At 63.9% G+C, this 23,239-nt stretch carries 18 protein-coding genes; 11 read left to right on the top strand and 7 right to left on the bottom strand.

Going from position 1 to position 23,239, the window contains the following annotated elements; all coding sequences use genetic code 11:
• Positions 1-110 precede the first annotated feature (110 nt).
• The 7 genes from IFT80_RS12050 to IFT80_RS12020 all read left to right on the top strand — a co-directional run bounded on the left by IFT80_RS12050 (position 111) and on the right by IFT80_RS12020 (position 5,239).
• On the top strand, positions 111-1,451 hold the full coding sequence (locus tag IFT80_RS12050; RefSeq protein ID WP_192137624.1) for a 3-oxoacyl-ACP reductase: 1,341 nt from the start codon (positions 111-113) through the stop codon (positions 1,449-1,451).
• Between the two features lies 1 nt (position 1,452).
• Positions 1,453-2,319 carry a MaoC family dehydratase gene (locus tag IFT80_RS12045; RefSeq protein WP_192137623.1) on the top strand — a complete coding sequence of 289 codons (867 nt, stop codon included), beginning with the start codon at positions 1,453-1,455 and terminating at the stop codon, positions 2,317-2,319.
• A 54-nt stretch (positions 2,320-2,373) separates the two neighbouring features.
• Entirely contained in the window at positions 2,374-2,679 is a 306-nt protein-coding gene (locus IFT80_RS12040; protein WP_192137622.1) for a MazG-like family protein, read from the top strand.
• Positions 2,676-3,425 carry a methyltransferase gene (locus tag IFT80_RS12035; RefSeq protein ID WP_192137621.1) on the top strand — a complete coding sequence of 250 codons (750 nt, stop codon included), beginning with the start codon at positions 2,676-2,678 and terminating at the stop codon, positions 3,423-3,425. Before IFT80_RS12040 ends, IFT80_RS12035 begins: the two co-directional genes overlap by 4 nt.
• Positions 3,426-3,445: 20 nt before the next feature.
• Positions 3,446-4,063 (top strand): DUF4136 domain-containing protein, encoded by a 618-nt coding sequence (locus tag IFT80_RS12030; RefSeq protein WP_192137620.1) that lies wholly within the window; start codon positions 3,446-3,448, stop codon positions 4,061-4,063.
• 18 nt (positions 4,064-4,081) lie between these two features.
• The gene (locus IFT80_RS12025) at positions 4,082-4,645 is read left to right on the top strand and encodes a DUF4136 domain-containing protein (protein ID WP_122480295.1); all 564 of its coding nucleotides are present in this window, start codon (positions 4,082-4,084) and stop codon (positions 4,643-4,645) included.
• A gap of 123 nt (positions 4,646-4,768) precedes the next feature.
• Positions 4,769-5,239: a prepilin peptidase gene (locus IFT80_RS12020; RefSeq protein ID WP_192059136.1), complete on the top strand. Its 471-nt coding sequence runs from the start codon at positions 4,769-4,771 to the stop codon at positions 5,237-5,239.
• 25 nt (positions 5,240-5,264) lie between these two features.
• Here the strand turns inward: IFT80_RS12020 and pbpC are convergent, their stop codons facing one another.
• Complete coding sequence (gene pbpC / locus IFT80_RS12015) at positions 5,265-7,673, bottom strand: peptidoglycan glycosyltransferase PbpC (protein WP_446730988.1); 2,409 nt, start codon at positions 7,671-7,673, stop codon at positions 5,265-5,267.
• Between the two features lie 53 nt (positions 7,674-7,726).
• On the opposite strand from pbpC, the gene IFT80_RS12010 reads away from it, so the two are divergent.
• Positions 7,727-8,020 (top strand): hypothetical protein, encoded by a 294-nt coding sequence (locus tag IFT80_RS12010; protein ID WP_122480298.1) that lies wholly within the window; start codon positions 7,727-7,729, stop codon positions 8,018-8,020.
• A 48-nt stretch (positions 8,021-8,068) separates the two neighbouring features.
• Here IFT80_RS12010 and IFT80_RS12005 read toward each other — a convergent pair whose 3' ends face one another.
• Positions 8,069-12,970: an alpha-2-macroglobulin family protein gene (locus IFT80_RS12005; RefSeq protein ID WP_192137618.1), complete on the bottom strand. Its 4,902-nt coding sequence runs from the start codon at positions 12,968-12,970 to the stop codon at positions 8,069-8,071.
• Positions 12,971-13,265: 295 nt separating this feature from the next.
• Between IFT80_RS12005 and IFT80_RS12000 the strand changes: the two genes are divergently transcribed.
• Both IFT80_RS12000 and IFT80_RS11995 read left to right on the top strand, forming a co-directional pair.
• On the top strand, positions 13,266-14,603 hold the full coding sequence (locus IFT80_RS12000) for an MATE family efflux transporter (RefSeq protein ID WP_192137617.1): 1,338 nt from the start codon (positions 13,266-13,268) through the stop codon (positions 14,601-14,603).
• A gap of 371 nt (positions 14,604-14,974) precedes the next feature.
• Positions 14,975-15,397 carry a hypothetical protein gene (locus IFT80_RS11995; RefSeq protein ID WP_192137616.1) on the top strand — a complete coding sequence of 141 codons (423 nt, stop codon included), beginning with the start codon at positions 14,975-14,977 and terminating at the stop codon, positions 15,395-15,397.
• A 229-nt stretch (positions 15,398-15,626) separates the two neighbouring features.
• Here IFT80_RS11995 and IFT80_RS11990 read toward each other — a convergent pair whose 3' ends face one another.
• The 5 genes from IFT80_RS11990 to IFT80_RS11970 form a co-directional block, all read right to left on the bottom strand.
• Positions 15,627-16,511 carry an alpha/beta hydrolase gene (locus IFT80_RS11990; protein WP_446730987.1) on the bottom strand — a complete coding sequence of 295 codons (885 nt, stop codon included), beginning with the start codon at positions 16,509-16,511 and terminating at the stop codon, positions 15,627-15,629.
• Positions 16,512-16,514: 3 nt separating this feature from the next.
• Positions 16,515-18,428 (bottom strand): arginine decarboxylase, encoded by a 1,914-nt coding sequence (speA, locus tag IFT80_RS11985; RefSeq protein ID WP_122480302.1) that lies wholly within the window; start codon positions 18,426-18,428, stop codon positions 16,515-16,517.
• A gap of 132 nt (positions 18,429-18,560) precedes the next feature.
• A complete protein-coding gene (locus IFT80_RS11980; protein WP_192137615.1) occupies positions 18,561-18,932 on the bottom strand; it encodes a translation initiation factor Sui1 in 372 nt (123 codons plus the stop codon).
• A gap of 392 nt (positions 18,933-19,324) precedes the next feature.
• Positions 19,325-19,867, bottom strand: a complete 543-nt coding sequence (locus IFT80_RS11975; protein WP_192059125.1) for an NUDIX hydrolase — start codon at positions 19,865-19,867, stop codon at positions 19,325-19,327.
• A 4-nt stretch (positions 19,868-19,871) separates the two neighbouring features.
• Positions 19,872-20,942, bottom strand: a complete 1,071-nt coding sequence (locus tag IFT80_RS11970; protein WP_122480304.1) for a DUF2333 family protein — start codon at positions 20,940-20,942, stop codon at positions 19,872-19,874.
• A 285-nt stretch (positions 20,943-21,227) separates the two neighbouring features.
• Here IFT80_RS11970 and IFT80_RS11965 point away from each other — a divergent pair, with 285 nt between their 5' ends.
• Positions 21,228-23,174: a methyl-accepting chemotaxis protein gene (locus IFT80_RS11965; RefSeq protein ID WP_192137614.1), complete on the top strand. Its 1,947-nt coding sequence runs from the start codon at positions 21,228-21,230 to the stop codon at positions 23,172-23,174.
• Positions 23,175-23,239 lie beyond the last annotated feature (65 nt).

Genomic DNA, 23,239 nt, shown 5'->3' with positions numbered 1-23,239 from the left:
GGCGGAAGCGAGATTCCGGGTCGAGCATGATGCATGGCACGGGGCCCGGGCGAACGACGCGCGCCTTGCCGTGGTCCACACTTTGAACCCTTTGAACCGGAGCACGTTCCATGTCCGATCGATATATCGACTTCGCCAACTCCGACCTCGGTCGTCGCCTGGTAGGGGCCATCGGCCTGCCTTTGCCGGCACGCCTGGAGCGCTGGCAAGGCGGACGGTTGCGACCGGTAGAAGGTGCTCTGCTGCTGGGCGGCGGCGGGCTCGCCGACAAGGTGGCAAGCTTCGCTTCGCGCTTGACCGACACCGCGTACGGCGCCGCCGACCTGCCGAGCTGGACCGCTGGCCTGGGGCCCAAGCTCAAGGCCGTGGTGTTCGACGCCAGCGAGATCGTCGATGGTACCCAGCTGGCACGCTTGCGCGAATTCTTCCAGCCGGTGATCAAGAGCCTGGACCACAACGCGCATATGGTCATTCTGGCACGCAACCCCCGCGACCTCGAAGACCCTGAAGCGCACATCGCCCAGCGCGCCGTGGAGGGTTTCAGCCGGTCGCTGGCCAAGGAGTTGCGCAACGGTGGCACCTTGCAGCTGCTGTACGTCGCGCCTGACGCCGACGAACAGCTGGAAGGTGCGTTGCGCTTCTTCCTTTCGCCCAAGAGTGCGTTCGTGTCGGGCCAGATGCTGTCGCTGCAGGCCAGCGCCCGCCAGGTCACTGACTGGACCCGCCCGTTGGCAGGCCGCAAGGCGCTGGTCACCGGCGCCGCACGCGGCATCGGTGCGTCGATCGCGGAAACCCTGGCGCGCGACGGCGCCGAAGTGATCCTGCTCGATGTGCCCCAGGCACGCCATGACCTTCAAGCGCTGGCGGCACGGCTGGGCGGTCGCACGATAGACCTGGACATCTGCGCCGACGACGCTGCAAGCCAGCTGATCGCCGCGCTGCCGGAGGGAATCGACATCGTGGTGCACAACGCCGGCATTACCCGCGACAAGACCCTGGTCAACATGACACCCGACTATTGGGACTCGGTGCTCGCGGTCAACCTGCTCGCTCCGCAACGGCTGACCCAGGCGCTGTTCGACAGCGGCACGCTGCGCGATGACGGGCGCGTGGTACTGCTTTCCTCGACGTCAGGGATTGCCGGCAACCGTGGGCAGAGCAACTATGCCGCGAGCAAGGCCGGACTGATCGGCCTGGCGGAAGCGTTCGCCGCCAGGCTGGCCACGCGCGGTGCGACCATCAACGCCGTGGCCCCTGGCTTCATCGAAACCGGCATGACGGCGCAGATGCCCTTTGCCCTGCGCGAAGCCGGGAGGCGCATGAGCTCACTGGGCCAGGGTGGCCAACCGCAGGACGTTGCCGAGGCCGTTGCCTGGCTGGTGCAGCCCGGCAGTGGTGCGGTCAATGGCCAGGTGCTGCGCGTATGCGGCCAAAGCATTCTGGGGGCCTGACATGGCAATCCACTGGCAGACTTTGGCACGCAATCCCGACTTGCCCAGCGCCTATCTGAAAGCAGCGCTCAACCGCAAGATCACTGGCGAGCGTCTGCCTGAGCTGGGCCTGCGTTGCAGTCTGTCGGCAGACCCGCGACACCTGGCGGCCTACCGCGAACTGTGCGGGTTCGGCGAAGGCGGCATGCTGCCGGCCACTTACCCGCATGTGCTGGCGTTTGCCTTGCAGATGCGCTTGATGACCGATAAAAGCTTTCCGTTTCCCCTGCTGGGCCTGGTGCATCTACGCAACCGCATTCAGGTGTTGCGGCCCTTGGGCGGGGTGGCCGGTGTACGGGTCAGCGTGCATGCGCAGAACCTGCAGCGCCATGAAAAAGGCGTGACGTTCGACCTGGTGACCCAAGTCGATGACCCCTTGGGGCCGCTGTGGCAGGAACACAGCACTTTTCTGTGTCGCCATGCCAGAATCGAAGGCCTGCAAGAGCCGGTGCACACTCCTGCCCAGCATCAGGACCAGGCTCTGATGGAGGTGCATCGATGGTATGCGGCGGCGGACACCGGACGCCGTTACGCACGCGTCTCCGGCGATTACAACCCGATCCATCTGAGCGCCTTGAGCGCACGTCTGTTCGGCTTTCCCACTGCCATTGCCCATGGCATGTGGAGCCTGGCGCAAAGTGTGGCAGCCCTGCGCGAACGCCTGCCGTTGAGCAATTACCAACTGGCGGTGGAATTCCACAAACCGGTACGCCTGCCCAGCGAGTTGATCTTGCGCGCCAGCGCTGCAGGGCTCGGCGGGCAGTTGGCATTGCATGGGCGCGACGAGCTGTTGCACATGAGCGGCACCTGGGGACCTCTGGCTCTGTAGCTATTGCGTTCGGCAAAGTTCGGCTTGAAGCTATGCGCCTTCAGGAGCTTTGCAATGAACCTAGACGCACTTACCCAACGCCTCCACCAGATACGCGAAAACAACGATTGGCGGCGCTTTCACAGCCCGAAGAACCTCGCCATGGCGGCCAGCGTGGAAATGTCCGAGCTACTGGAAATATTCCAGTGGCTGACCGAAGACCAGTCACGACAATTATCGGCCGAGCAGCTCGAACATGCCCGCCAAGAAGTCGGTGACGTGGTGCTGTACCTGTTGCTGCTGTGCAGCGAACTGGGCCTGGACATGGACCAGGTGGTACGCGCCAAACTCGCTGACAGCGAGCGGCGGTTCGCTCGATGAACGATCGCCATTTCGATCAACTGGCGACCCGCTTTGCCGAAAAGATCTATGGCGGCGCCAAGGGCGCGATCCGCCTTGCCGTGCTCCAGGCCGACCTGCGCGAAACCCTGCCTCAGCGCTCCCTGCGCGTGCTGGACATTGGCGGCGGCCTGGGCCACATGGCCTTGTGGCTGGCCGAGCAAGGTCACCAGGTCACCTTCAGCGAACCGGCCGAACCCATGCTCGAGGGCGCGCGCGAGCGCTTCGCGGCAGCGGGCCACAGCGCCACGTTCATCCAGGCGTCCTGGCAGCAGCTGCCCGCGCTCGGATTGCCCGCATTCGACCTGGTGATCTGCCACGCCGTGCTGGAATGGCTGGCCGATCCCCATGCCATTCTGCCCGTCCTGCATTCGCTGACTGCCGCCAACGGCTGGCTGTCATTGGCGTTCTACAACCGCGATGCGCTGGTTTACCGCAATCTGCTCAAGGGTCACTTTCGCAAACTGAACAGCAATGAACTGGCAGGCGAAAAGCAGAGCCTTACGCCTCAGCAGCCATTGGACCCGCGAGAACTGGCCGCGCAACTTGACGGCGCCTGGCGTGTCGAATCCAGAAGCGGTGTGCGCGTGTTCCACGACTACATGCCCATCGATTTCCAGAAGCGCGCCGACCTGGAACAACTGGTGGCGATGGAGCTTGCCCATCGGCGACACCCGGCGTTTGCCGGCCTGGGTCGCTACCTGCACTGGATCTGCCGCCCCGCTTGACCGGTATTTCGGAGACTGCCATGCGTCGCCTGTCCCTATCCGCTGTTTGCCTGACCCTGGCGGCCTGCCAGAGCCCCAATCCCTATGTCGCCAGCTCCAGGCCCCTGCCACCTGCCCCCGCGCAGGCGGCGCAGACGTTCGATGCCAGTGCTTACCCCGCGCCTCCGCGCGACTATGCCCGGTATCGCAATTGGGCCTGGGCCAACGGGCAGCTACCGGCCGGGACCAGTTGGGCGGACTCTGCGCAGATCGCCGAAGCGGTCAGCAATGCCCTCGACCAGCGCGGCTTGCGCCCCCAGCGCAGTGGCGACAACGCCGACTTGCGGGTCGGCACCAGCCTGCGCATGGAAACCCGCCTGCAACAAACCCGCGACGATGTCGGCTACGGTGCTGGCTACGGACGCGGTTACGGCGGCTATGATCGCTACGACCGCTATGGCGGCTATGGCAGCTATCCGGTGGTACGCACCTACCAGATCCAGGTGATGGTGGTGCGCATCGACCTGTTCGACGGCAAGAGCGGCCAGCCCGTCTGGAGCGCAAGTGCTGAAACCAGCAGCCAGGGCAGCCTGAGCGATCGTAACGAGGCGTTACGCAACGCTGTGCAAAAAGCGCTGACGGCTTATCCTCCGTCCTGACCCACAGGAGATTTCACCATGTTGCGTCGCCTTGCCGTTCTACCGCTGGCGCTGTTGCTGAGCGCCTGTCAAACCCCTCGAGTCAATCATGATTTCGATGCCAGCCGTGACTTCGCGGCCTACCGCAGCTGGGCCTGGAAAGAGCCGGCGGTGCAATATCGGCCGGACGATCCACGGGTGCGCAGCGACCTCACCGAGCAGCGCATCCGCCAGGCCGTGAGCAGTCAGCTCGACCAGCGCGGACTGCGCCCAGCGGCTGCCGGTGGCCGTGCCGACGTCACGTTGCAAGCCTACTTGATCGTCGACAACCGTCAGCAGCAGGTCACGACCAATTATGGCGGTGGCTGGGGTGGGGGCTACTGGGGTCCGTATTGGGCCTCGCCCGCCATGAACGAAACGCGCAGCGTCGATTACAAGGTGGCGACCCTGCAGCTGGACATGCTCGATGCACGGGACGGCAAGCTGGTGTGGCGCGGCAGTACCGAGCAACTGGTCAACGACAATGCCGTTTCGCCGAGCGAGCGCAGCACTGTCATCCAGAAGGCGGTGAACGACATCCTGTCCACCTACCCGCCTCGCTGAGCCTGCCGCCAGCAGCAGCAAAAAAAGTGTCGCAGCAACCCCATCGTCAGCGTCAGGCGTCTAATCTGAAACAGAAGGTCTGTTTCAGAAGTGAGCCACTGCCGTATTCAAGTGGGTGCTGCCATGCCAAGTCTCGTTCTTCTCCTGTGGTTTACCCTGTGCGCCGAGCAGGACATCCGGCACCGGCGCATCGCCGACAAACTGACCGTCGGCGCAGGGGTGCTGGCGCTGGTGTGCCTGTTCGCTACCGGGCATACCTGGATCGGCTCGAGCATGGTCGAGGCGGCCGCAGCGCTGGTATTGAGCATGGCGTTGACCTTGCCTGGCTACCTCAATGGCCGCCTGAGCTGTGGCGAGGTCAAGCTGCTCTGGGCATTGGCGCTGGCTTCGGACAGCAGTCACCTGGTCGGCACGCTGATCGGCGGTATCGTGGCCCTGGTGCTGTGGGTCTTCGTGTCACCGATGATCTGGTACCGCTTGAGCATTCGCTATAGGCGCAAGGTGGAGTACCTGAACCCCGAGTCGGCAGCCGTGCTGCCGCTCACCCCGTTTCTGCTGGCAGGGTTCGTGCAGACATTGTTCTGGCTGAGCTGATATGCCGGGTTGGCATCCGACAGGCTCAGTCCACCACGGTCAGCTCGGCCCTGGCAGTCTGCCCCGCCTCGTCCAGCACTGTGACCTGATAACGCCCCGTGCGCTCGAACACCGCGTTCAGGCCAATGCCCTGCGCACTGCTTTGCTGGGGCATGCCATTGATGAACCACCAACGCTGCCCCTGCCCGCCGAGTGTGTCGAGGTGTATCCGCAGCGGGCCGGCATCGGCGGCCGGATGGCGCAGCCGATCACCGCTGCGCACGCCGACGATCGACAAGGGTGCCATGGCCGGCAACGGTGGCGCGGGGCATTGTGGATCCAAGTCCGGCACCCGCATCTGGCGATGTTCGGCCTTGGCCAGCCAGGGTTCGAGTGCGGCCGGCCACAGGGCAATGGAGCGTGCCTGGGCGCCGGGGCAGGAGGCACTGGTGCGCAGCCCTGCGGGCGAGAGCCAGACCTGCTCCTGCAGCCCGGTACCCAGCGGTTGGTCCAGCGCCTGCAAGGTGGGCGGGATGGTCTTGTCCAGTGTCCAGGCAAAGCGCTGGCGCCGACAGTTGGGGTCACGGCGATCCAGTGCTTGACCCAGCGGCCAGCATATCGCAGCCACGCCGACGCTGGACGGTACGCGCTGGACAGGCGTCGAGATGGCCCGCTGCGCATCGCGGTTGCTCAGGACGTCGTGTACCTGCAGCATCAACGGCGCGGCCGAAGCCAGGCCGAACTGGCCGGGTACCGGGGTGCCATCCGGGCGACCGATCCATATTCCGATCAGATAACGCGGCCCGATGCCGATCGACCAGGCGTCACGAAAACCGTAACTGGTACCGGTCTTCCAGGCCAGCGCCGGACGCTGGACGAGTTCGGCGTGCAGGTCTTGATCCGGGCGTGCCTGCCCGCTGAGGATGCGCCGCACGATCCACGCCGCGCCCGCCGACATCATCGGCCGCTCGCGCAGTACATCCTGCGGTTGCCAACGCAGTGAGGCACTGTTGCCGCTGCGGGCGAAAGCACTGTAGGCGGCGACCAGATCGTCGAGCCGACTGCCCATCCCGCCCAGGATCATCGCCAGGTTGGGCTCGGCGGCCACGGGCCAGCTCAGGTGCAGGCCGCCGTTGCGCAACTGCGCGGCAAAGCGCTTGGGACCCAGCGCCTCGAGCACCTGCACCGCTGGCAGATTGAGCGACAGGGCCAGCGCCGAACTGGCCGCGACCGGACCGCTGAACCCTGCGGAAAAATTGCCGGGGCGGTAATCACCGTAGCGGCGCGGGACATCCTGCAACAGAGACTCGGAGTGAATCAGGCCGGCATCCATGGCCATGCCGTAAAGAAACGGCTTGAGCGTGGAGCCTGGCGACCTGACAGCACTGACCATGTCGACGTGACCGAAGCGCCGGTCATCGGCCAAGTCCACCGAGCCCAGGTAGGCACGCACGGCCATGGTCTGCGCATCCACCACCAGGATGGCCGCCGAGGTTCGCTCGGGCAGCCGCGCACGCCAGCCCAGCAGCAGGTCTTCCAGGCGCCGTTGCAGGCTGGCGTCGATCAAGGTGTGGATGAGCGGCGGGCTGTCGTTGCGGTTCAGGCGCCTGGCCAGCAATGGCGCCAACGCCGGCTCCTGGCGCGGGGCCAGCAACAAAGGCTCCTGTTGTGCTTCGCGTAACTGTGCAATGGGCCACACGCCGTGCTCGGCCATGCGCTTCAGCACTTTGTTGCGAGCGGCTTGCGCCTGCTGCGGATGGCGGTCGGGACGCAGGCGGCTGGGCGCTTGGGGCAACACCGCCAGCAAGGCGGCTTCGCTCCGGGTGAGCTGCGCAGGCGACTTGCCCAGATACGCCCAACTGGCCGCCGCCACACCCTGCAAGGTGCCGCCGAATGGCGCGCGGTTCAGGTACAGCGTGAGAATCTGCGTCTTGCTCAGGTGCCACTCCAGCTGCGCGGTTCGCCATAACTGATGCAGTTTGCCGGAGAAGGTCCGTGAATGCGGATCGAGCAAGCGCGCCACCTGCATCGACAACGTACTGCCGCCCGACAACACCCGACCGCCGCTGAGGTTGAGCCAGGCAGCACGAGCCAGTGCCAGCGGGTTGACCCCTGGATGCTGGTAGAACCAGCGGTCCTCGTAGGTCAGCAAAGCTTCGAGATAATAGGGCGAAACCTGGTCCACGCTGACCGGATATCGCCATACCCCTTCGGCATCGGCGAAACGCCACAGCGGTGTGCCGTCCTCGGCAAGTACCACGCGCGCCAGATCATCCCGGGGCAACGGTAGTGGCCAGAGGCGATCGGCCAGCCACAGAAGAACGACCGGCACACAAATCGCCAACAGCGCACGGCGCATGAATCTGCCTCGACGCGTTTTCGGAAAAACTGCAAAGCTGCGGCTCAAGTGCGCCAACCTTGCTGGCGCTGTCGGGAACTTGGTTCGCTGGCGCATGGCCAAAGGGGGCACAATGGCATGAATGCCACTAACCGAATCAGGACGCAACTATGCATGTAGAAGGCTTTTTCGAGTGGCTGGGGCAGGCCCTGGGCGCAATCATTCGCTGGGTGGTAGACAGCCTGAGCTGGCTGTTCAGCCTGCTCGGCAACGCGGGCGGAAATTTCGTCGACGGCCTGTCGAGGACCCTGGGCATGGACACCAATGTCGTTACCATCGCCGCGTTGATCGTCGGCTTGCTGTTCCTGTACTCCGCCGTCCGGGCTTTCATGCGTGCATCGATCATCATGGGTGTCATCTGGGCCGTACTGGGCCTGTGGTTGCTGAGCTGGATCATTCAGTGAGCCATGGGTCGAATGGCAAGGGCAGCCGTTCGCTGCCCCTGCCCGGCCTCACCTCGGGCGTACCGTCAGGTCCGCTGGCGTAGCACCGACAGCCTGCCAGTTGGGCCGGTACATCGATTCCACCTGCGGTGGCGGTACCTTGTAGATACCCGGCGTTACCGCACGCGCCAGATACAGCAGGTGGGTGCTGCCATAACCATCGAGCTTGAGTGCGGCCACGTAGCGGTCATCGCGAAACTCCTGATGCTGCAGATTGGCGTTTTGCATCGACTCACGCCACTGCCGGACGCTGCTGCTGGCGTTATCCAGGCTGGCGGCACTTTGCGCCAGGTTCTGGTTTTCGATTTCCAGGCCAGCGGGCAGCAGGTCGACGACCAGGGCATCGGGCACGCGCTGCTTGGCGCCCACCACCAGATGCACCAGCACCAGCTCGCCACTCTTGAGGGTATCGAGCTTGAGCGGCTCGCCGTCCAGGCCCAGGTATTGGCGACGGATCGACAGATTGTCTTGCTGCGGCGCCGGCGGCCGTACCGGATAGCCCGACAGCGTCACCTGCTGATACAGCGGCTGTTGTGCCTGGCTGGTAACGGTGAGCGACTCGGACAGCGCGCCGTCCGCCAGTTTCAGCGCCGGCTGGGCGTCACTCAACAGGTGACTGACGTCGGCGCTTTGTACCTGGGCAGTCCAGGCCTGCTCGGGCAAGGCCAGCGCATTGCGACCGGCCAGATACAAGGCATTGCGCTCCTGGGTCGATAGCCAACTGCTGCTGGCGAGCATATCCGAGAGGGTGAACAGGCGCTCTTCGAGTGTGGCTTTGCTCAGATCGTTCTCCTGCAGCAAGGCCAGGATCAACGCCTGGTCACGTAGCGGGCTGCCATAGTCGCCGAGCCAGTCGCTGTCGTTGCGTGCTGCCGCCAGACCGGCTTGCAGTACCTGATCGGCACGGGGCTGATCACCCATTTTCTGCAGGGCGATCGCCAATTGCACCAGTGGCAGGCCCGAGCGCGCATCGCTGCGCCGTTCGAACAGGCTGCGCAGTGCGCCTAGCGGTGCCTGTTGGCTACGCGCCAGCACCAGGCCGGCATAGGCCTGGACCGCAAAGCGGGTGTGGTCGAGATTGTCGCTGTAGTCAGCCTCGATCAAATCGCGCTCCTGCAGATAGCGCAACAGTCGCTCGCTGGCTTTCTTCACGGGCTCGGGCGGTACGGCGTAGCCCTGATCACGGGCACGCAGGAGGAAATCGGTCACGTAGGCAGTCAGCCAGTACTCTTCCTCGCCATCCGCACCCCACAGGCCGAAGCTGCCGTTGTAGCGCTGCATGCCCAGCAGCCGCTCGATACCGATGTCCATCTTGCGCGTGCGCTCGGCGTCGGTGTCGCTTTCCACACCCAGCTTTTTCAGGCTGGCGGCATCGGAATACAGCGACGGATACAGGCCACTGACGGTCTGCTCGAGGCAGCCGTAGGGGTACGCCTTGAGCGCCTTGATCTGCTCGCCGATGTTCAGCGGCGGCCGGTTCGACAGGCTGAGCAGGGCCTCGCGCCCGGCGGGCTCGAAGGGCGACAGGGCACCGGCGGGAAGCGTCCAGGGCTGATCCTTGAGCACGCTGCGCAGATGCCTGACCAGCGCCGGGTAAGCGGGGCGCACGCCCAGGGTCCAATCCCGGGTAATGGCTGGCAAGGTTTCGCCGGGCAGGTTCAGCCCGTCGATCCGTACCTTGATGTGCCCTTGGCCCAACCCGCCCGTAGCCTGTACCTGCACGTGCAGGGTCTGGCGTTGCCCCTTGGCCAGTTGCAGCGGTTGCCGGGGGGCGTCCAGCAGGGTCAACGGGCCGTCTGCGCTCACCTGCACGGTCAGGGTTTGCGCTCGTTCGGTGAGGTTGGTGATGTCGAGCGCAATGCGGGCCTGGTCGCCACCGGCCAGGAAGCGCGGCGCGGACAGTTCTGCAACCAGCGGCGCGGCGACCACCGTGCGCGCCTCGGCCATGCCGAAGCGATCATCGGTCCAGGCCTGGGCCATCACGCGCAGTTCGCCGTTGAAGTCCGGGATATCGAGGGTCAGCTGCCCCTCGCCTTGCTCGTTCAACGTCACCGGAGCGCTTTGCAACGCAACGATGGTGACGCTGGTCTGCGGGCGCTTGCCGCCCATGGCCAGATCGGCCGCGTCGCCACCGAACGCCAGGCTGGCCAGCCGGCCCTGCCCCGCTTCGATCAACTGCCCATAGATATCCAGTTGGTCGACGCCATAGCCCTTGCGGCCGAACAGCGCAGCGAAAGGATCGGGGGTGGCGTACTGGGTGATATTGAGGATACCGACGTCCACCGCCGCCAATAGCACATGGGCCTGGCGTGGGATGCTGCCGTCGCTGTTGCGGGCCGTCACCTTGACCGTGAGGGGCTGCTGCGGGCGCATGCTCGCAGGCGCGTCGAGAGTCACCGCCAGCTTGCGTGGGGCGCGATCGAGCGGCAGGTGCAGCAGGCCGACCGCACGCTTGGGGGTGACGTTGGCCTTGCGTTCGCCGGGGCGGACCACCAGCGCGCTGATGTAGAGGTCATGGCGGGCCCATTTCGGATCGACCTTGATGTCGAAGGCCTTGCCTTCGGCGGGTACGTCGATCTCCTGCCACCACAAGGGGCCCTCGGCGGACTCCACCAGCAGATAGCCGGTACCGGCTGCAGGCGGCGTCACTGTCACCCTGGCCGTATCGCCATCTGCGTAGTGGGGTTTGTCTAGGGCGAGCTTGACCTGATCGGGGCGTACCGCGCCGCCTTCGGTGTTGTCCTGCCAGCTGTAGCCGGCCCAGAAACGCAGGCTGCTGACCAGCCCGGTTTGCGGATCTTCGACCTCGACCCGGTACGGCCCCCACTCAACGGGAAAGCTGACCTTGGCGGTGCCACCCTCGGCAACTGCAACGGTTTCCTCGCTCAGGTTCAGGTATTTTTCGTTGTAGTTGTAGCTCCAGCCGTCGCTTTCGGAGTAGTTCCAGTAGTAATCGCGACGCTCGCGCACCAGGCGTACCTTGAGGGCATCGGCAGCCAGCTTGCGACCCTGGGCGTCGGCGACGAGCAATTCGAACTCGGCCGGTCCATCGCCGTCCACGTTCTTGCCTTCGAACGTTCCTCGCACACCGGGCAGGCGGTCCGCAGGCCATACCGGTTGCACCAGGCGACGGGTGATGGGCCGGCCACCGGATTCCTGCAGGCTGGCTTGCAGCACGACCTGCAGCGAGGACCTGGTTTCGCTCCAGCGGCTATCGATGGCCAGAGTCGCCCTGCCTTGCGCGTCGAGGGTGGTCTCGTCCAGCTCCAGGTCCTGACTGAGCTCGCCTTCGGTCAGCGAACCGAACTGGAACCCGGGCAGCGTCGACACCGCTTCGCGCAGCGGACGCACGTAAACCTGACCGCTCAAACGATTGCCCGCAGCCGGCGCGCCGTACAGATAGCGGCCGGTCACGTCGACAGCCAGCGCATCGGCGGGCGCGATGGGCGTGTCCGCGCCCTTGAGGTCCAGCGCCATGCGCTCGGGGAGAAAATCTTCCACCTGAAATTCGTGAACCTGAGGCTTGCCGTCGCCCAGGTCGAGCAGCAGTTGCCAGCGCCCGGTCGGCGCTTCGCCAGCCAGTGGCAACTGGTACTGATACAGGCCGGAGGCGTCTGGCTGCCAGACGAATTTGCGACTGAGCTGGTCGTCCGGGCGGCGCACCTCGACGCTTACCGGTTGCGGTTTGACCGGGTGCCCGTCGTTGTCGCGCAACAGGGCATTGAGCAGCACGGTTTCACCGGGACGGTAGAGGTCTCGCGGACCGAAGACGAAAAACTGCAACGGGTGTGCCTTGGCTCCGGCGATGTCGAACTCGGCCAGATCCAGTGCCGCAGTGTTCAGGCGCAGCAGGCTGGTCTGGTCGCCCTGATGCGCCAGCAATACTTCGGCTTTCACCGGCGAGGCGAGTTCGGCATGGCCGGAGGCGTCGGTCTTGCCTTCGCCGATGACCCGGCCCTGGGCGTCGAGCAGCTGCAGGCTGACGTCGCCCAAGGCCTTGCCGCCCTCCAAGGCCTGGGTGAATACATCCATGCGGTCGGCATAGCGATGCACGGACAGGCCGATATCGCTGAGGGTGAACAGCGTCGCCGGCTGCGCATAGTCGTAGCTGCCGGAGGCACGCATCACCGCCAGATAGACGCCTGGTTGCTGCAATGGCTTGATGCCGCCGAGGGGCAACAGCAGGGTCTCGCGGGTATTGCGTGCGGGATCGAGATCGAAGCGACCGCCGTAGACCAGTTCGGCCATGGGCAACAGCTCGCGCGATTCGTAGCTTTGCAGGCTGCTGTTGCGGCCCCAGCGGCTGAGAAAGGCCGGCAGTTGCTCGGGTCGTACGCGGAAGAACTCGACGTCGACCTTGTCGACATTCAGGGCGATGACCGGCAAGCCTTCGGCCAGCCGGGTGGGCAACAGCGAGCCGCGGCTGGCGAAGCCCACGGTGGGTTGCAGGTCTCGGGTTTCAAGACGAACGGTGTGTGGCGCAGCCAGGGTGTTCTGGTTCACGGAGAGCAGCCCGGCATCGACCGTGAGCACCAGCTTGCGCTTGGGCTCCAGGTGGCGAAAGCGCAACTCCATGAGGTTGTCGGACAGTTCCCAGGCGCCGTCCAGCTTGCCGCGGGTGCTGTCGACCAAGTGAACCTTGTCGGCGAAGTTCTGCTTGGGATCCAGCGGTGCGGTGAAGGTCACTGAAAGGGTGCTGGCACCGTCCAGCTGGACTTCGGAGGCGTCGGCTACTGCAAGTTCACGGCCCTTGTAGCGTTGCGCCAGGGCCGGCAGATCGACGCTCGCCGCAGGCTTGGGCACCGCATTCACGGCAGCAGGTGGCGAGGGCTCGGCAGGTTTCTGCGATGTCGATGAATCGCACCCGCCAAGCAGGGCCAGGGCGCAGGCCAGAAACAGTCCTTTGTTCAATTCGAGGTACCCAAGGCAGTGAAAAGCAAGGCTGGGAATATATATCAATATTGATGGTTTCGTGGCCGGGGTTACCGGCTGAGACAAGTGTAGTGAAGTGTGTAGGGTATACCGCGCGGATTCCTTCGCGGCCACGGACCGCTCCTACAAGGATTGCGATCATCCTGTGGGAGCCGTCATCGGCTGCGAAATGAGCGCTGCGGTGTGTCAGGGGTATCGCAGCGTATTCTTCGCGGCCACGGACCGCTCCTACAGTGGGGTGGGCTACAATCCCGGCCCCGACTTCGGAGCTTACATGGCCATCCTACTGACCGATTGGCGCCATCGCCCTACTCACAAGAGGGTCTGGGCCCTGGCTGCGCCGATGATCCTGTCCAACCTGTCGGTGCCCCTGGTGACGCTGGTGGACAGCGCGGTGATCGGCCATCTGCCCCATGCCCACCAGTTGGGCGCAGTGGCCGTGGGGGGCAGCCTGTTCACCTTCATGGTGTCGCTGATGAGTTTTCTGCGCATGGGCACCACGGGGTTCGCCGCACAGGCTGCCGGACGCCATGATGGTCGTGCACTGCGCCAGATTCTGGTGCAGGGTCTGGCCCTCGGCCTGCTGTTCTCCTTGCTGCTATGCATGCTGGCGCTGCCCTTCAGCCATCTGGCCCTGAGCTTCATGGCGCCGTCTGCGGCACTGGAACAAGCCACCCACGATTTCTTCCAGACACGTCTGCTGGGGCTGCCTGCCGCCCTCGCCAGCTACGCCTTGATCGGCTGGTTCCTTGGTACCCAGAATGCCCGCGCGCCGTTGCAACTGCTGCTGACCACCAACCTGGTCAACATCGCCCTTAACCTGTGGTTCGTGCTCGGCCTGGACTGGGGCGTGATCGGCTCGGCGCGCGCCTCGGTGATAGCCGAATGGGTCGGCGCCCTGCTCGGCCTGGCACTTACCCGGCCCTCCCTGCGAGCGTATCCGGGAGCCATGGCCTGGGCGGCGCTGAGGTCATGGCGCAACTGGCGCCCGCTGCTGGGGGTCAACCGCGATATTTTCCTGCGCAGTCTGGCGCTGTCCGGGGTCTTTCTGCTGATCACCATCCAGGGCGCCCGCTTCGGCGATGCCACTGTGGCCGCCAATGCGCTGTTGCTCAATGGCCTGTTGATAACTGCCTATGCGCTGGATGGCCTGGCCCATGCGGTCGAAGCCTTGTGCGGCCACGCCATCGGTGCGCGCGATCGGCAGACGCTGCGCCGCTCGATGGTGGTGTCCCTGGGGTGGTCGCTGATTGCCAGCGGCGGGTTTGCCGTACTGTTTCTGCTGGGCGGGCATGTGTTCATCAACCTGCAGACCGATATTGCCAGTGTCCGCGAGGCGGCCTACCCGTTCCTGCCATACCTGGCGGTGCTGCCGCTGATTGCGGTAGGCAGCTACCTGCTGGACGGCCTGTTCATCGGCGCCACCCGCGCCCGGGAGATGCGCAATGCCATGCTGGTCAGCGTAGCGGTGATGTTGCCGATCGGCTGGTGGAGCACCGGGTTCGGGAATCATGGCCTGTGGATCAGTTTCCTGCTGTTCATGGCGCTGCGTGCGGCGACGCTGGGGTGGATTGCGTGGCGGTTGCAGCGCAGGGATGAATGGGTATCGTAGCGGATGGGTATGAACAATGTTCCACACTCCGTTCACAGCTTCTATACCTCGAACAGCACCCATATATCCCTATGGCAAGAATTTCAATACGATAAACTGACAATCAATCAGCTAAACGTTGTTGTTCAATGCCGGCACTTTCTTATGACAGGAAGAGTCAACGTCCAATCTGCATAGAATACAGCAAAACTTCGCGAGATCATTACTGGAAGTAACAAGGCCTTCTCTGCATTTTCACGACTCCGCCTCCAGCCAACTGTAACCATTAGTTAAAATCACGCTGACAGGCGATACATATTCATATCCTGCCTATAGACTACGCCGCCTTCCACTTCACTATCGATTGGAAATCCGTAAATAAGGAAATAGGGATGCCTATACTTCGCAGTTTGTTTGCCGCCACGCTTATCGTATTGACCACTGGCTGCGCGAGCGGACTCAACTCCGCCCAGCAATCCGAACTTGCCATGCTCCGCGCCAAAAACCTCGCCGTGGAAGTCAAACAACCCGTCCTGGGTGCCGGCCTTGGCCTATTGCCTGGCGGTGGGTCGTTTTATGGCCGCGCCTATGGTTGGGGCGTCGTCAACCTGCTTCTGTGGCCAGCGTCCATTCTATGGGACCCGGTCAGCGGCTACGACGCTGCCGAAACTTTGAACTATCACGCTAGCAGAGAGCATGTCGCCAGTTTGAGAAAACGTGACATGAATGAGCTTGACTCCAAACTCACCACCAATGAGATCGATCTGAAAGCCTACACACTAGAAAAGCGCAAGATCGAAGATAAATACCAGTGAGCCTTTGACCTCACAGAAAAAGCCTGCCACAGAGCGGGCTTTTTCCATATGGACTTTTGATAATAGCAGAATGCTTGGATGCTGCTTGCAAGGCTCTTGCAACTGTAAAACTCCGCCCTCACCCTGAAACGCGCCAGGCTCTGGCTCAATGACCTCTGCACCCCGCACTTTCAGCATCTACCATAATAAAATCTGACAATAACGTCTGCGGCGAACCGGCAAGATTCATTTATTCGCGCAAACGGACTTCCGCTGCTCCAGGCTTGGCCTTGACGAACCGCTCGACGTCCTCCAGCACGGGTGCCAGCCAGCGCAGTGGCCAGGCAAAGGAGGCGATCAGGGTGCGGTGGTTCAGGCGCCGGTAATAGCGCTCCTGCACGGGGACGCCGGCGGCGCGCAGTCGGCGGGCCAGACCCTCACTATTGCGCACGGGGTCGACGGTACTGTCGTGCGTGGCGGCGATCAACAGTGCCGGGGGCGAGCCTGCCAGAGACTGGTTGATGGGTTGCGATTGGGGCGGTGAATCGGGGAAGAAGAATACCGGCTTGGCTTCGGGATTCTCGATCGGCAAGAAATCATAGGGGCCGGCCAGGCCGATCCAGCCGCGCAGCGCATTGGCGGGGACCCCGGCTTTACGCAGCCACTGCGGATCGAGGGCAAGCATGGCCGCGTTATAGCCGCCGGAGCTGTGGCCCATCACGAACAGACGGCGAACGTCGCCACCGTACCGAGCAATGTTTCGATAGGTCCAGGCAACGGCATCGGCGCCGTCTTCGAGAAAGCTGGGATAGCGCACCTGTGGATAGAGGCGGTAGTCGGCGACCACCACCAGCAACCCACGGGCGGCCAACGCCTGGGCGACAAAACGATAGTCGCCTCGCTCGCCGCTGTTCCAGGTACCCCCATAGAAAAAAACCACCACCGGAGTTTCCGGCAGTGGTCGAGTGGGGCGGTACACGTCCAGCTTCTGCCGCGGGTCGGCGCCGTAGGCTACGCCCTGCGTGAGCTGGTAGCCGCCGGACGCCGTCACGGCATCCAGAGTGCGCAGCCCGGAACAAGCGCTTAGCAGCCCCAGCAGGGCGGCGAGCGTGAGGAGCCGGGCAACCAGACCCACTCGTTACGACGACAGGTACGAAGAACGCGTCAAGCCCAGGCGCAAGGCGTCCAGGTACTGGGTGCGTTCGCGCGCGGTGATCTTGGCGCTGGCAACCTTGTCGCGGTAATGCGTCATCAACTCTTCGGGAGACAGATGCACGTAGCGCAGCATGTCTTCGATGGTGTCGTGGGTTTCGATGCCGGCGCTGTAGACGCTGCCGTCCTGGCGCTGATAGATGTTCACCGAGTCGGTGTCACCGAACAGGTTGTGCATGTCACCGAGGATCTCCTGGTACGCGCCGACCAGGAAGATACCCAGCAGGTAATCCTCGCCCTGGTTGACGGCGTGCACCGGCAGGCTGGTTTCGATGCTCTGTTCATCGACGTACTGCTTGATCTTGCCGTCGGAATCGCAGGTCAGGTCCTGCAGTACGGCGCGGCGCAGCGGCTCTTCGTCGAGACGGTGCAGCGGCAGGATCGGCAGGACCTGGCCGATGGCCCAGGTATCGGGCAGGCTCTGGAACACCGAGAAGTTGCAGATGTACTTGTCGGCGAGCTTGTCGTTGAGCTCGTCCAGCACCTGGCGATGCGAGCGCTGGCGGGCCTTGAGCGAGTTGTGCAGGCGGCGGCACACGGCGAAGTAGCACTGTTCGGCCAGGGCCTTCTGCGCCAGGGTGACCTTGCCGTCGGCGTACTGCGCCGCGATGTCGCTGATGTAGTGGGTCGCGCGCCAGTAGTTTTCAGTGACCATCTCGATGTCGGTCGGACCCAGCAGATCGACCAGCCACTGCAGGGTTTCGGGCAGGCTTTGCTTGTCGACGATCTCGGGCACTTCGTCGTTGTGACGCTCGACGTCGGTGACCTGCACCACCAGCATGGCGTGGTGCGCAGTCAGCGAGCGGCCACTCTCCGAGAAGATGTGCGGATGCGGCATGCCCTGGGCATCGCAGAACTCCTTGAGCATCCCCACCACGACACCGGCGTAGTCGTCCATGTCGTAGTTGATCGAGCTGGCATTGCGCGAGTGAGTGCCGTCGTAGTCCACACCCAGGCCGCCGCCCACATCGATGTGATCGACCGGCAGGCCCAGCGAACGCAGCTCGCCGTAATAGCGAATGGCTTCTTTGAAACCGTGCTGGTAGTCCGCCAGGTTGGCGATCTGCGAGCCCATGTGGAAGTGCAGCAGGCGGATGCCCTGGTCCACGCCCGCTTCGCGGAAGCGCTCGACGACCGACAGCAATTGGGCCGCAGACAGGCCGAACTTGGATTTCTCACCGCCGGTGTCGGCCCACTTGCTCGAAGCCAGGGACGACAGGCGCACGCGCAGACCGATCTGCGGCTTGACCTTGAGCTCGGCGGCCTCTTCGATCACCAGCGCCACTTCGGACTCTTTCTCGATGACGATGAAGACGTTGTGACCCAGCTTCTGGCCGATCAGGGCCAGGCGGATGAATTCGCGGTCCTTGTAGCCATTGCAGACGATGGTCCCGCCCTTGGGCGCCAGGGCCAGCACGGCCAGCAGCTCCGGCTTGGAGCCGGCTTCCAGGCCGATCGACACGCCTTCGGTGGCGATGATGTTTTCCACCACCGCTTCCTGCTGGTTCACCTTGATCGGATACAGCGCGGTGTAGCGACTCTGGTAGTCCAGGCGAGCGATGTTGGCATCGAAGGCACCGGTCAACTGGCGTACGCGGTCTTGCAGGATATCGGGGAAGCGCACCAGCAGCGGCAGCGACAGGCCGCTCTTGCGCAGTTGGTCGACCTGCTCGTAAAGATCGATCGGCGAGCTGTCCGGGCCGTTCGGACGAACCTCGACACGGCCGGCCTCGTTGATGGCGAAATAACCAGCGCCCCAGTGGCGAATGCCATAAACGCTGCGGCTGTCGGCCACGGTCCATTGGCTGCCATCGTCTTTACGTGTGCGTCGTACGGACATCGAGGTCCCCTATGAAAAAAGTCGGTTGTCGCGGGCCGTGGGGCCCTGCGCAGTGTAGAGGGTAAAGATGACGATTGCTGCGCCTGCTGGGGTAGACCCCGGCGAGTACTTCAAGTTTACAGGGTGTGCGGCTCAACCACCGGACTTGCGGGCCTTGAAGCCCTGCTTGACCAGCTCGGCGAGCAGCAGCTCGACATGCTCGCCCTGGATTTCGATGACGCCGTCTTTCAACGCACCGCCTGTGCCGCAACGGCGCTTGAGGGTGGTCGCCAGCTCCTTGAGCGCATCGGCCGGGAGTGGGACACCGGTGATCGTGGTCACGGTCTTGCCGCCGCGACCTTTGCTTTCGCGCCGCACACGGGCGATGCCGTCGCCCTCGGGCACGGCCGTTTGCTTGCAGGTGCAGGCGTCGATGGGCTGACGGCAGTCCGGGCAATGCCGACCGCTGTCGGTGGAGAACACCAGGCCGCCGAGGGCGGCGAAGGATGCGGCTTTCTTGGCCACCGGCATGCCTCATGTGAAGTGGATCAGGCCGAGCAGTTTAGCGGGAAACCGGGTGCATGCTAAGTGCCTGGTGGAGGCAATTGCCGAGGATCGAATGATTTCATGAAGTGCGAGGCTGTACAGGGAATACCGCGATGCCCGTTTCGCGGCCGATGACCGCTCCTACAGGGCGCAGGGGATGCACGTAGGAGCGGTCAGTGGCCGCGAAAAGCACAGCGTGGTGTATCAGGCGAGCCGCGTCGTGTGATTCACGGCCGATGGCCGCTCCTACAGGGCGCAGGGGATGCACGTAGGAGCGGTCAGTGGCCGCGAAAAGCACAGCGTGGTGTATCAGGCGAGCCGCGTCGTGTGATTCACGGCCGATGGCCGCTCCTACATGATGCTGCACGGAGTCAGGCATTGTCCCGGCAGGTCAGGAATCGCAGCAATGCAGCCAGAGAATCGGGGCAATAGGGCTCGGTGGTGCTCTCATCCAGAGCCTGCTGGACCGGGACGAACCGGGCCTCCAGCACTTCCTCGGGCTGCAGCTCCAGCGGGCCATCCCAAACCGCGGAGAACACCGCACACCAGACTCGGTTGCCCGGCTGGTCGAACAGAAAATGCTCGTGTGCAATCAGTTGGACGCCACGCACACCCAGTTCTTCCTCGAGTTCGCGCGCGGCTGATTCGATGTAGGTCTCGTTGCCCTGCACCATGCCACCTGCAGCCACGTCCCAGTAGCCAGGGTAGATCGCCTTGCTCAAGGTGCGCCGGTGCACGCACAGCTCGCCCTGGCTGTTGAACAGGAGGATGTAGGTGCCGCGGCCGATCAGCCCACGTTCGCGCAGCTCTGACCTGGGCAAGGTCCCCAGCAGCTGATCGGACTCGTCGACCCAGGCGATCGACTCGGCATCGGACGCTGCACGATGTTCGACCTCCTGGGTCGAGATCGGCATGTCTTCAGCCCTGCGACAGCAGTTGGCGCAGGTCGATGACGGCGGCGTTGGCCCGCGAGATGTAGTTGGCCATCACCAGCGAGTGGTTCGCCCACATGCCGAAACCGCTGCCATTGAGAATCATCGGGCTCCATACCGGTGCCTGGGACGCTTCCAGTTCACGGATGATCTGGCGCACGCTGACGGTTGCATTCTTCTTCGCCAATACATCGGCGAAGTCGACTTCGATAGCGCGCAGCAGATGCGACAGCGCCCAGGCCTGACCGCGTGCCTCGTAGAACACGTTGTCGATCTGCATCCACGGTGTCTCGACGATTTCTTCGTCGACCTGCGGCGCCTGGCCTGCAATCACGCTTTCGGTCTTGAGCGTGGTGTTCAGCTTGACGCGACCGACACTGGCAGACAAACGCTGAGACAACGAGCCCAGACGCGTACCGACGTCGCCCAGCCAGTTGTTCAGGTTGTCGGCACGGGTGTAGAACAATGCGTTGGTCTGGCTAGGATCGGACAGCCGATTCTGGTAGCGGGTAAGCAGGTTGATGCCTTCCTGGAACTCGGACTCGCTGGAAGGCAGCACCCAGCTCTTGTTGTCGAAGTTGAAGCGCGGCTCGGCGCGGGCCAGATCGGCGTCTTCGGCGGACTGCGACTGCGAACGAGCGAAGTCCTTGCGCAGCGCACGGCTCAGATCGCGGACCTGGACCAGTACACCGTATTCCCAGCTAGGCATGTTGTCCATCCACAAGCCAGGCGGAAAGCGGTCGTTGGAAATGTAGCCACCCGGCTTGTTCAGCAGTGTCGATGCCACTGTCTTGAGGGTTTCCACCGTGGTGTAGCCGACCACCATCTGACGGCCGTCACGTTGTGCGGCCGACTGGGCATTCTGCTGCACCGGGAACAGTTCGGGCTCTTCGCTCCAGTACCAGCCCAGCAACAGGGTCACCACCAGATAGACAGCCAGCGCACCCAGCACGGCCTTGCTCAGCAGCAGGCTCTTGACATGGCTGCGTGGGCCGCCACTGCTGTCGGCACGCTCGCGTGCTCCGCCGTTGCCCGCACGATTCTTCCAGTCCAGCATGACTTATGTCCTTTCTATCGCGGAATTCATGGGTTCTGACCTCGCCACCCGGCTAACGTGCCTCCCATGGGCAAAGTTTTCCAGGCAAGGCAGTATCGCCACTATAAAGGATGCATCGGCATGTCGCAGTCGCGGTAAAGACATCCGGATGTGTCTGAGCGTCGAATTCAATGGCCGACCTAAAATACAGGCCATATGCCATCTTTTTCAGATTGAAGTCACGCGTCTGTAACAGACCGCCCCTACCTTCACGCACTGACCATTTCGCTGTTGGTAGTGCCCCCCATGCGCCTGAAACTGCTTACCAATCTGAACACCCTGCTGCTGGTCGCCGTGTGCACCGCCCTGGCGGCGACGCTGTGGTGGTCGCAACGGGCGCTGGAAAAACCCTATCTGTTGATGGAGCGCTACCTGCAACTGTCCCGGCAGTTTCAGGACGACGTCGTGCGCAACGTCCAGGATTACCTGAACAGCGGCGATGCGCTGCGCCATGCCGAAGCGACCCAGGGCTTGATCCGGCTGCGTGAGGGGCTCGCCACCTTGCCCAGTGAACTGAGCGGCCCACTGCACGGCGATGCCGATGCGCTGAGGATCTTCACTGCCGAGCAGTTGCTCGCTGCCGGCAAGCTGGCGGGCGATCCACAGGCGCTGCTGGTGCAGGCCGAGCGCGAGCTGGGCGGTACGTTGGAACAACTGGCTCGGTATGCCGCGAGCAACGGGCCCTATCAGGCGGCACTGCTGCCTGCCAGCCAGCACCTGGCAAAACTGTCCCTGGCACGCGAGAAGATGATCAGCAGCGGGCGCAGCGAACTGGCTGCGGACGTCGAGCGCGAACTGGCCGGCATCAGGGCCCAGGCCGATACGCTGCAAAGCCTGCCGCTGCTGGGCGTGGCCAGCTCCACCGCGTCGGGGGCCGATGACTTTGCGGCGCTGATGGGTTTGCAGAACGAAAACACCGGCGAGGCTCAGGATGATGGCGTGGACCTCAAGCGTGAGCTGGCCAGCTTGCTGACGCGCTATCCAGCCGAACTGGGCCGTACCCGCGAGCTGATCCAGCGGCGTACCGAACTGGCCGATGCCGCCCAGCAACGCATCGGCGCAGTCCAGCATGGCCTGAGCGAACTGGAACCGGCCGTGCGTGGGGAGCACGCCAGAATCCAGGGTGAAGTGCGTCTGCTGCAAGGGGCCATGATCGGCCTGATCCTGTTGATCGCATTGCTCATCGACCGCATGCAGCGCCGCCTGGCCGGTGCGCTGACACGCCTGGATCCGGCCCTGTCGACCTGGGCCGAGGGGGATTTCGCCAAGCCCGTCGCTCTGGGCCGTACCAACCATGAGTTACAGGCCATCGAAGCGTCTCTGAACCGCTTGCGCCTGTATCTGGTCGCGTTGGTCGGCACCATTCGCCAGAACGCCGAGCAAGTGGCCGGCAGCAGTCACCAACTGGCCGAACTCAGCGGTGGCCTGCACCAGGGGGCACTGCGTCAGGCCGGCGATACCGCACAGATTCGCGATGCGCTGGGCGAGCTGGAGGCAACCATCGGCCAGGTAGCGGACGATGCCAGCCAGGCAGCTGCGGCCAGCCGATCGGCGGGCGAAGCGGTGGAGCATGGCAAGCATGTCATCGGGCAGAGCCTCAAAGGGCTGCATGCGCTGGTGGGTGAAGTGCAGGGCAACGCGCAGATGATCGAGCAGCTTGCCGAGGAGTCGGCCACCATCGGTGGCGTGCTGACCGTTATCCGCTCGATCGCCGACCAGACCAACTTGCTGGCCCTCAATGCCGCAATCGAAGCGGCGCGTGCCGGAGAAATGGGCCGCGGCTTCGCGGTGGTTGCCGAAGAGGTCCGTTCGCTGGCGTCGCGCACGACCGGGGCGACCCATCAGATCCAGAGCTTGATTGGCAACCTGCAGACGGCGGCGCGCGAGTCCGTGCACGGCATGCGCGCCCAAGTCGTTCATGCCCAGGCGACGGCCAGCCAGGCCCAGGCAGCGGACGGGGCGTTGGCGCAGATCGTCGCGGCCATCCAGACCATCTCTGCCACCGCCGTGCGCATCGCCGATTCAACCGCGCAGCAGAGCGGTGCCGTGGGCGAGATTCGCGAGCACGGCGAGCGCATTCATGGCTTGGGTGAAGACAACCTGCTGCGCATCGGCCAAGGGCGCGCGCAGGGCGAGCATCTGTTGCGTCTGGGTGGCGAATTGCGCACGGCGGTGCAGGCGTTCAGGGTCTAGGGCTTGTAGCGGACTGGGCGACCCTATCCGGGCGACCCTATCTGGGCGACCCATCCTGTTACATG

The organism is Pseudomonas sp. CFBP 8771, from assembly GCF_014841695.1.
In the GTDB taxonomy this organism is placed as follows: Bacteria; Pseudomonadota; Gammaproteobacteria; order Pseudomonadales; family Pseudomonadaceae; genus Aquipseudomonas; species Aquipseudomonas baltica.
The sequence above is the reverse complement of the archived record's forward strand: the minus strand, read 5'-3'. Positions and strand labels throughout refer to the sequence as shown.

What these genes read in the sequence shown, in the direction of transcription:
- IFT80_RS12050 (WP_192137624.1), top strand. Translation starts at nt 111, where the DNA reads ATGTCCGATCGATATATCGACTTCGCCAACTCCGACCTCGGTCGTCGC.
- IFT80_RS12045 (WP_192137623.1), top strand. Translation starts at nt 1,453, where the DNA reads ATGGCAATCCACTGGCAGACTTTGGCACGCAATCCCGACTTGCCCAGC.
- IFT80_RS12040 (WP_192137622.1), top strand. Translation starts at nt 2,374, where the DNA reads ATGAACCTAGACGCACTTACCCAACGCCTCCACCAGATACGCGAAAAC.
- IFT80_RS12035 (WP_192137621.1), top strand. Translation starts at nt 2,676, where the DNA reads ATGAACGATCGCCATTTCGATCAACTGGCGACCCGCTTTGCCGAAAAG.
- IFT80_RS12030 (WP_192137620.1), top strand. Translation starts at nt 3,446, where the DNA reads ATGCGTCGCCTGTCCCTATCCGCTGTTTGCCTGACCCTGGCGGCCTGC.
- IFT80_RS12025 (WP_122480295.1), top strand. Translation starts at nt 4,082, where the DNA reads ATGTTGCGTCGCCTTGCCGTTCTACCGCTGGCGCTGTTGCTGAGCGCC.
- IFT80_RS12020 (WP_192059136.1), top strand. Translation starts at nt 4,769, where the DNA reads ATGCCAAGTCTCGTTCTTCTCCTGTGGTTTACCCTGTGCGCCGAGCAG.
- pbpC (WP_446730988.1), bottom strand. Translation starts at nt 7,673, where the DNA reads ATGCGCCAGCGAACCAAGTTCCCGACAGCGCCAGCAAGGTTGGCGCAC.
- IFT80_RS12010 (WP_122480298.1), top strand. Translation starts at nt 7,727, where the DNA reads ATGCATGTAGAAGGCTTTTTCGAGTGGCTGGGGCAGGCCCTGGGCGCA.
- IFT80_RS12000 (WP_192137617.1), top strand. Translation starts at nt 13,266, where the DNA reads ATGGCCATCCTACTGACCGATTGGCGCCATCGCCCTACTCACAAGAGG.
- IFT80_RS11995 (WP_192137616.1), top strand. Translation starts at nt 14,975, where the DNA reads ATGCCTATACTTCGCAGTTTGTTTGCCGCCACGCTTATCGTATTGACC.
- speA (WP_122480302.1), bottom strand. Translation starts at nt 18,428, where the DNA reads ATGTCCGTACGACGCACACGTAAAGACGATGGCAGCCAATGGACCGTG.
- IFT80_RS11975 (WP_192059125.1), bottom strand. Translation starts at nt 19,867, where the DNA reads ATGCCGATCTCGACCCAGGAGGTCGAACATCGTGCAGCGTCCGATGCC.
- IFT80_RS11970 (WP_122480304.1), bottom strand. Translation starts at nt 20,942, where the DNA reads ATGCTGGACTGGAAGAATCGTGCGGGCAACGGCGGAGCACGCGAGCGT.
- IFT80_RS11965 (WP_192137614.1), top strand. Translation starts at nt 21,228, where the DNA reads ATGCGCCTGAAACTGCTTACCAATCTGAACACCCTGCTGCTGGTCGCC.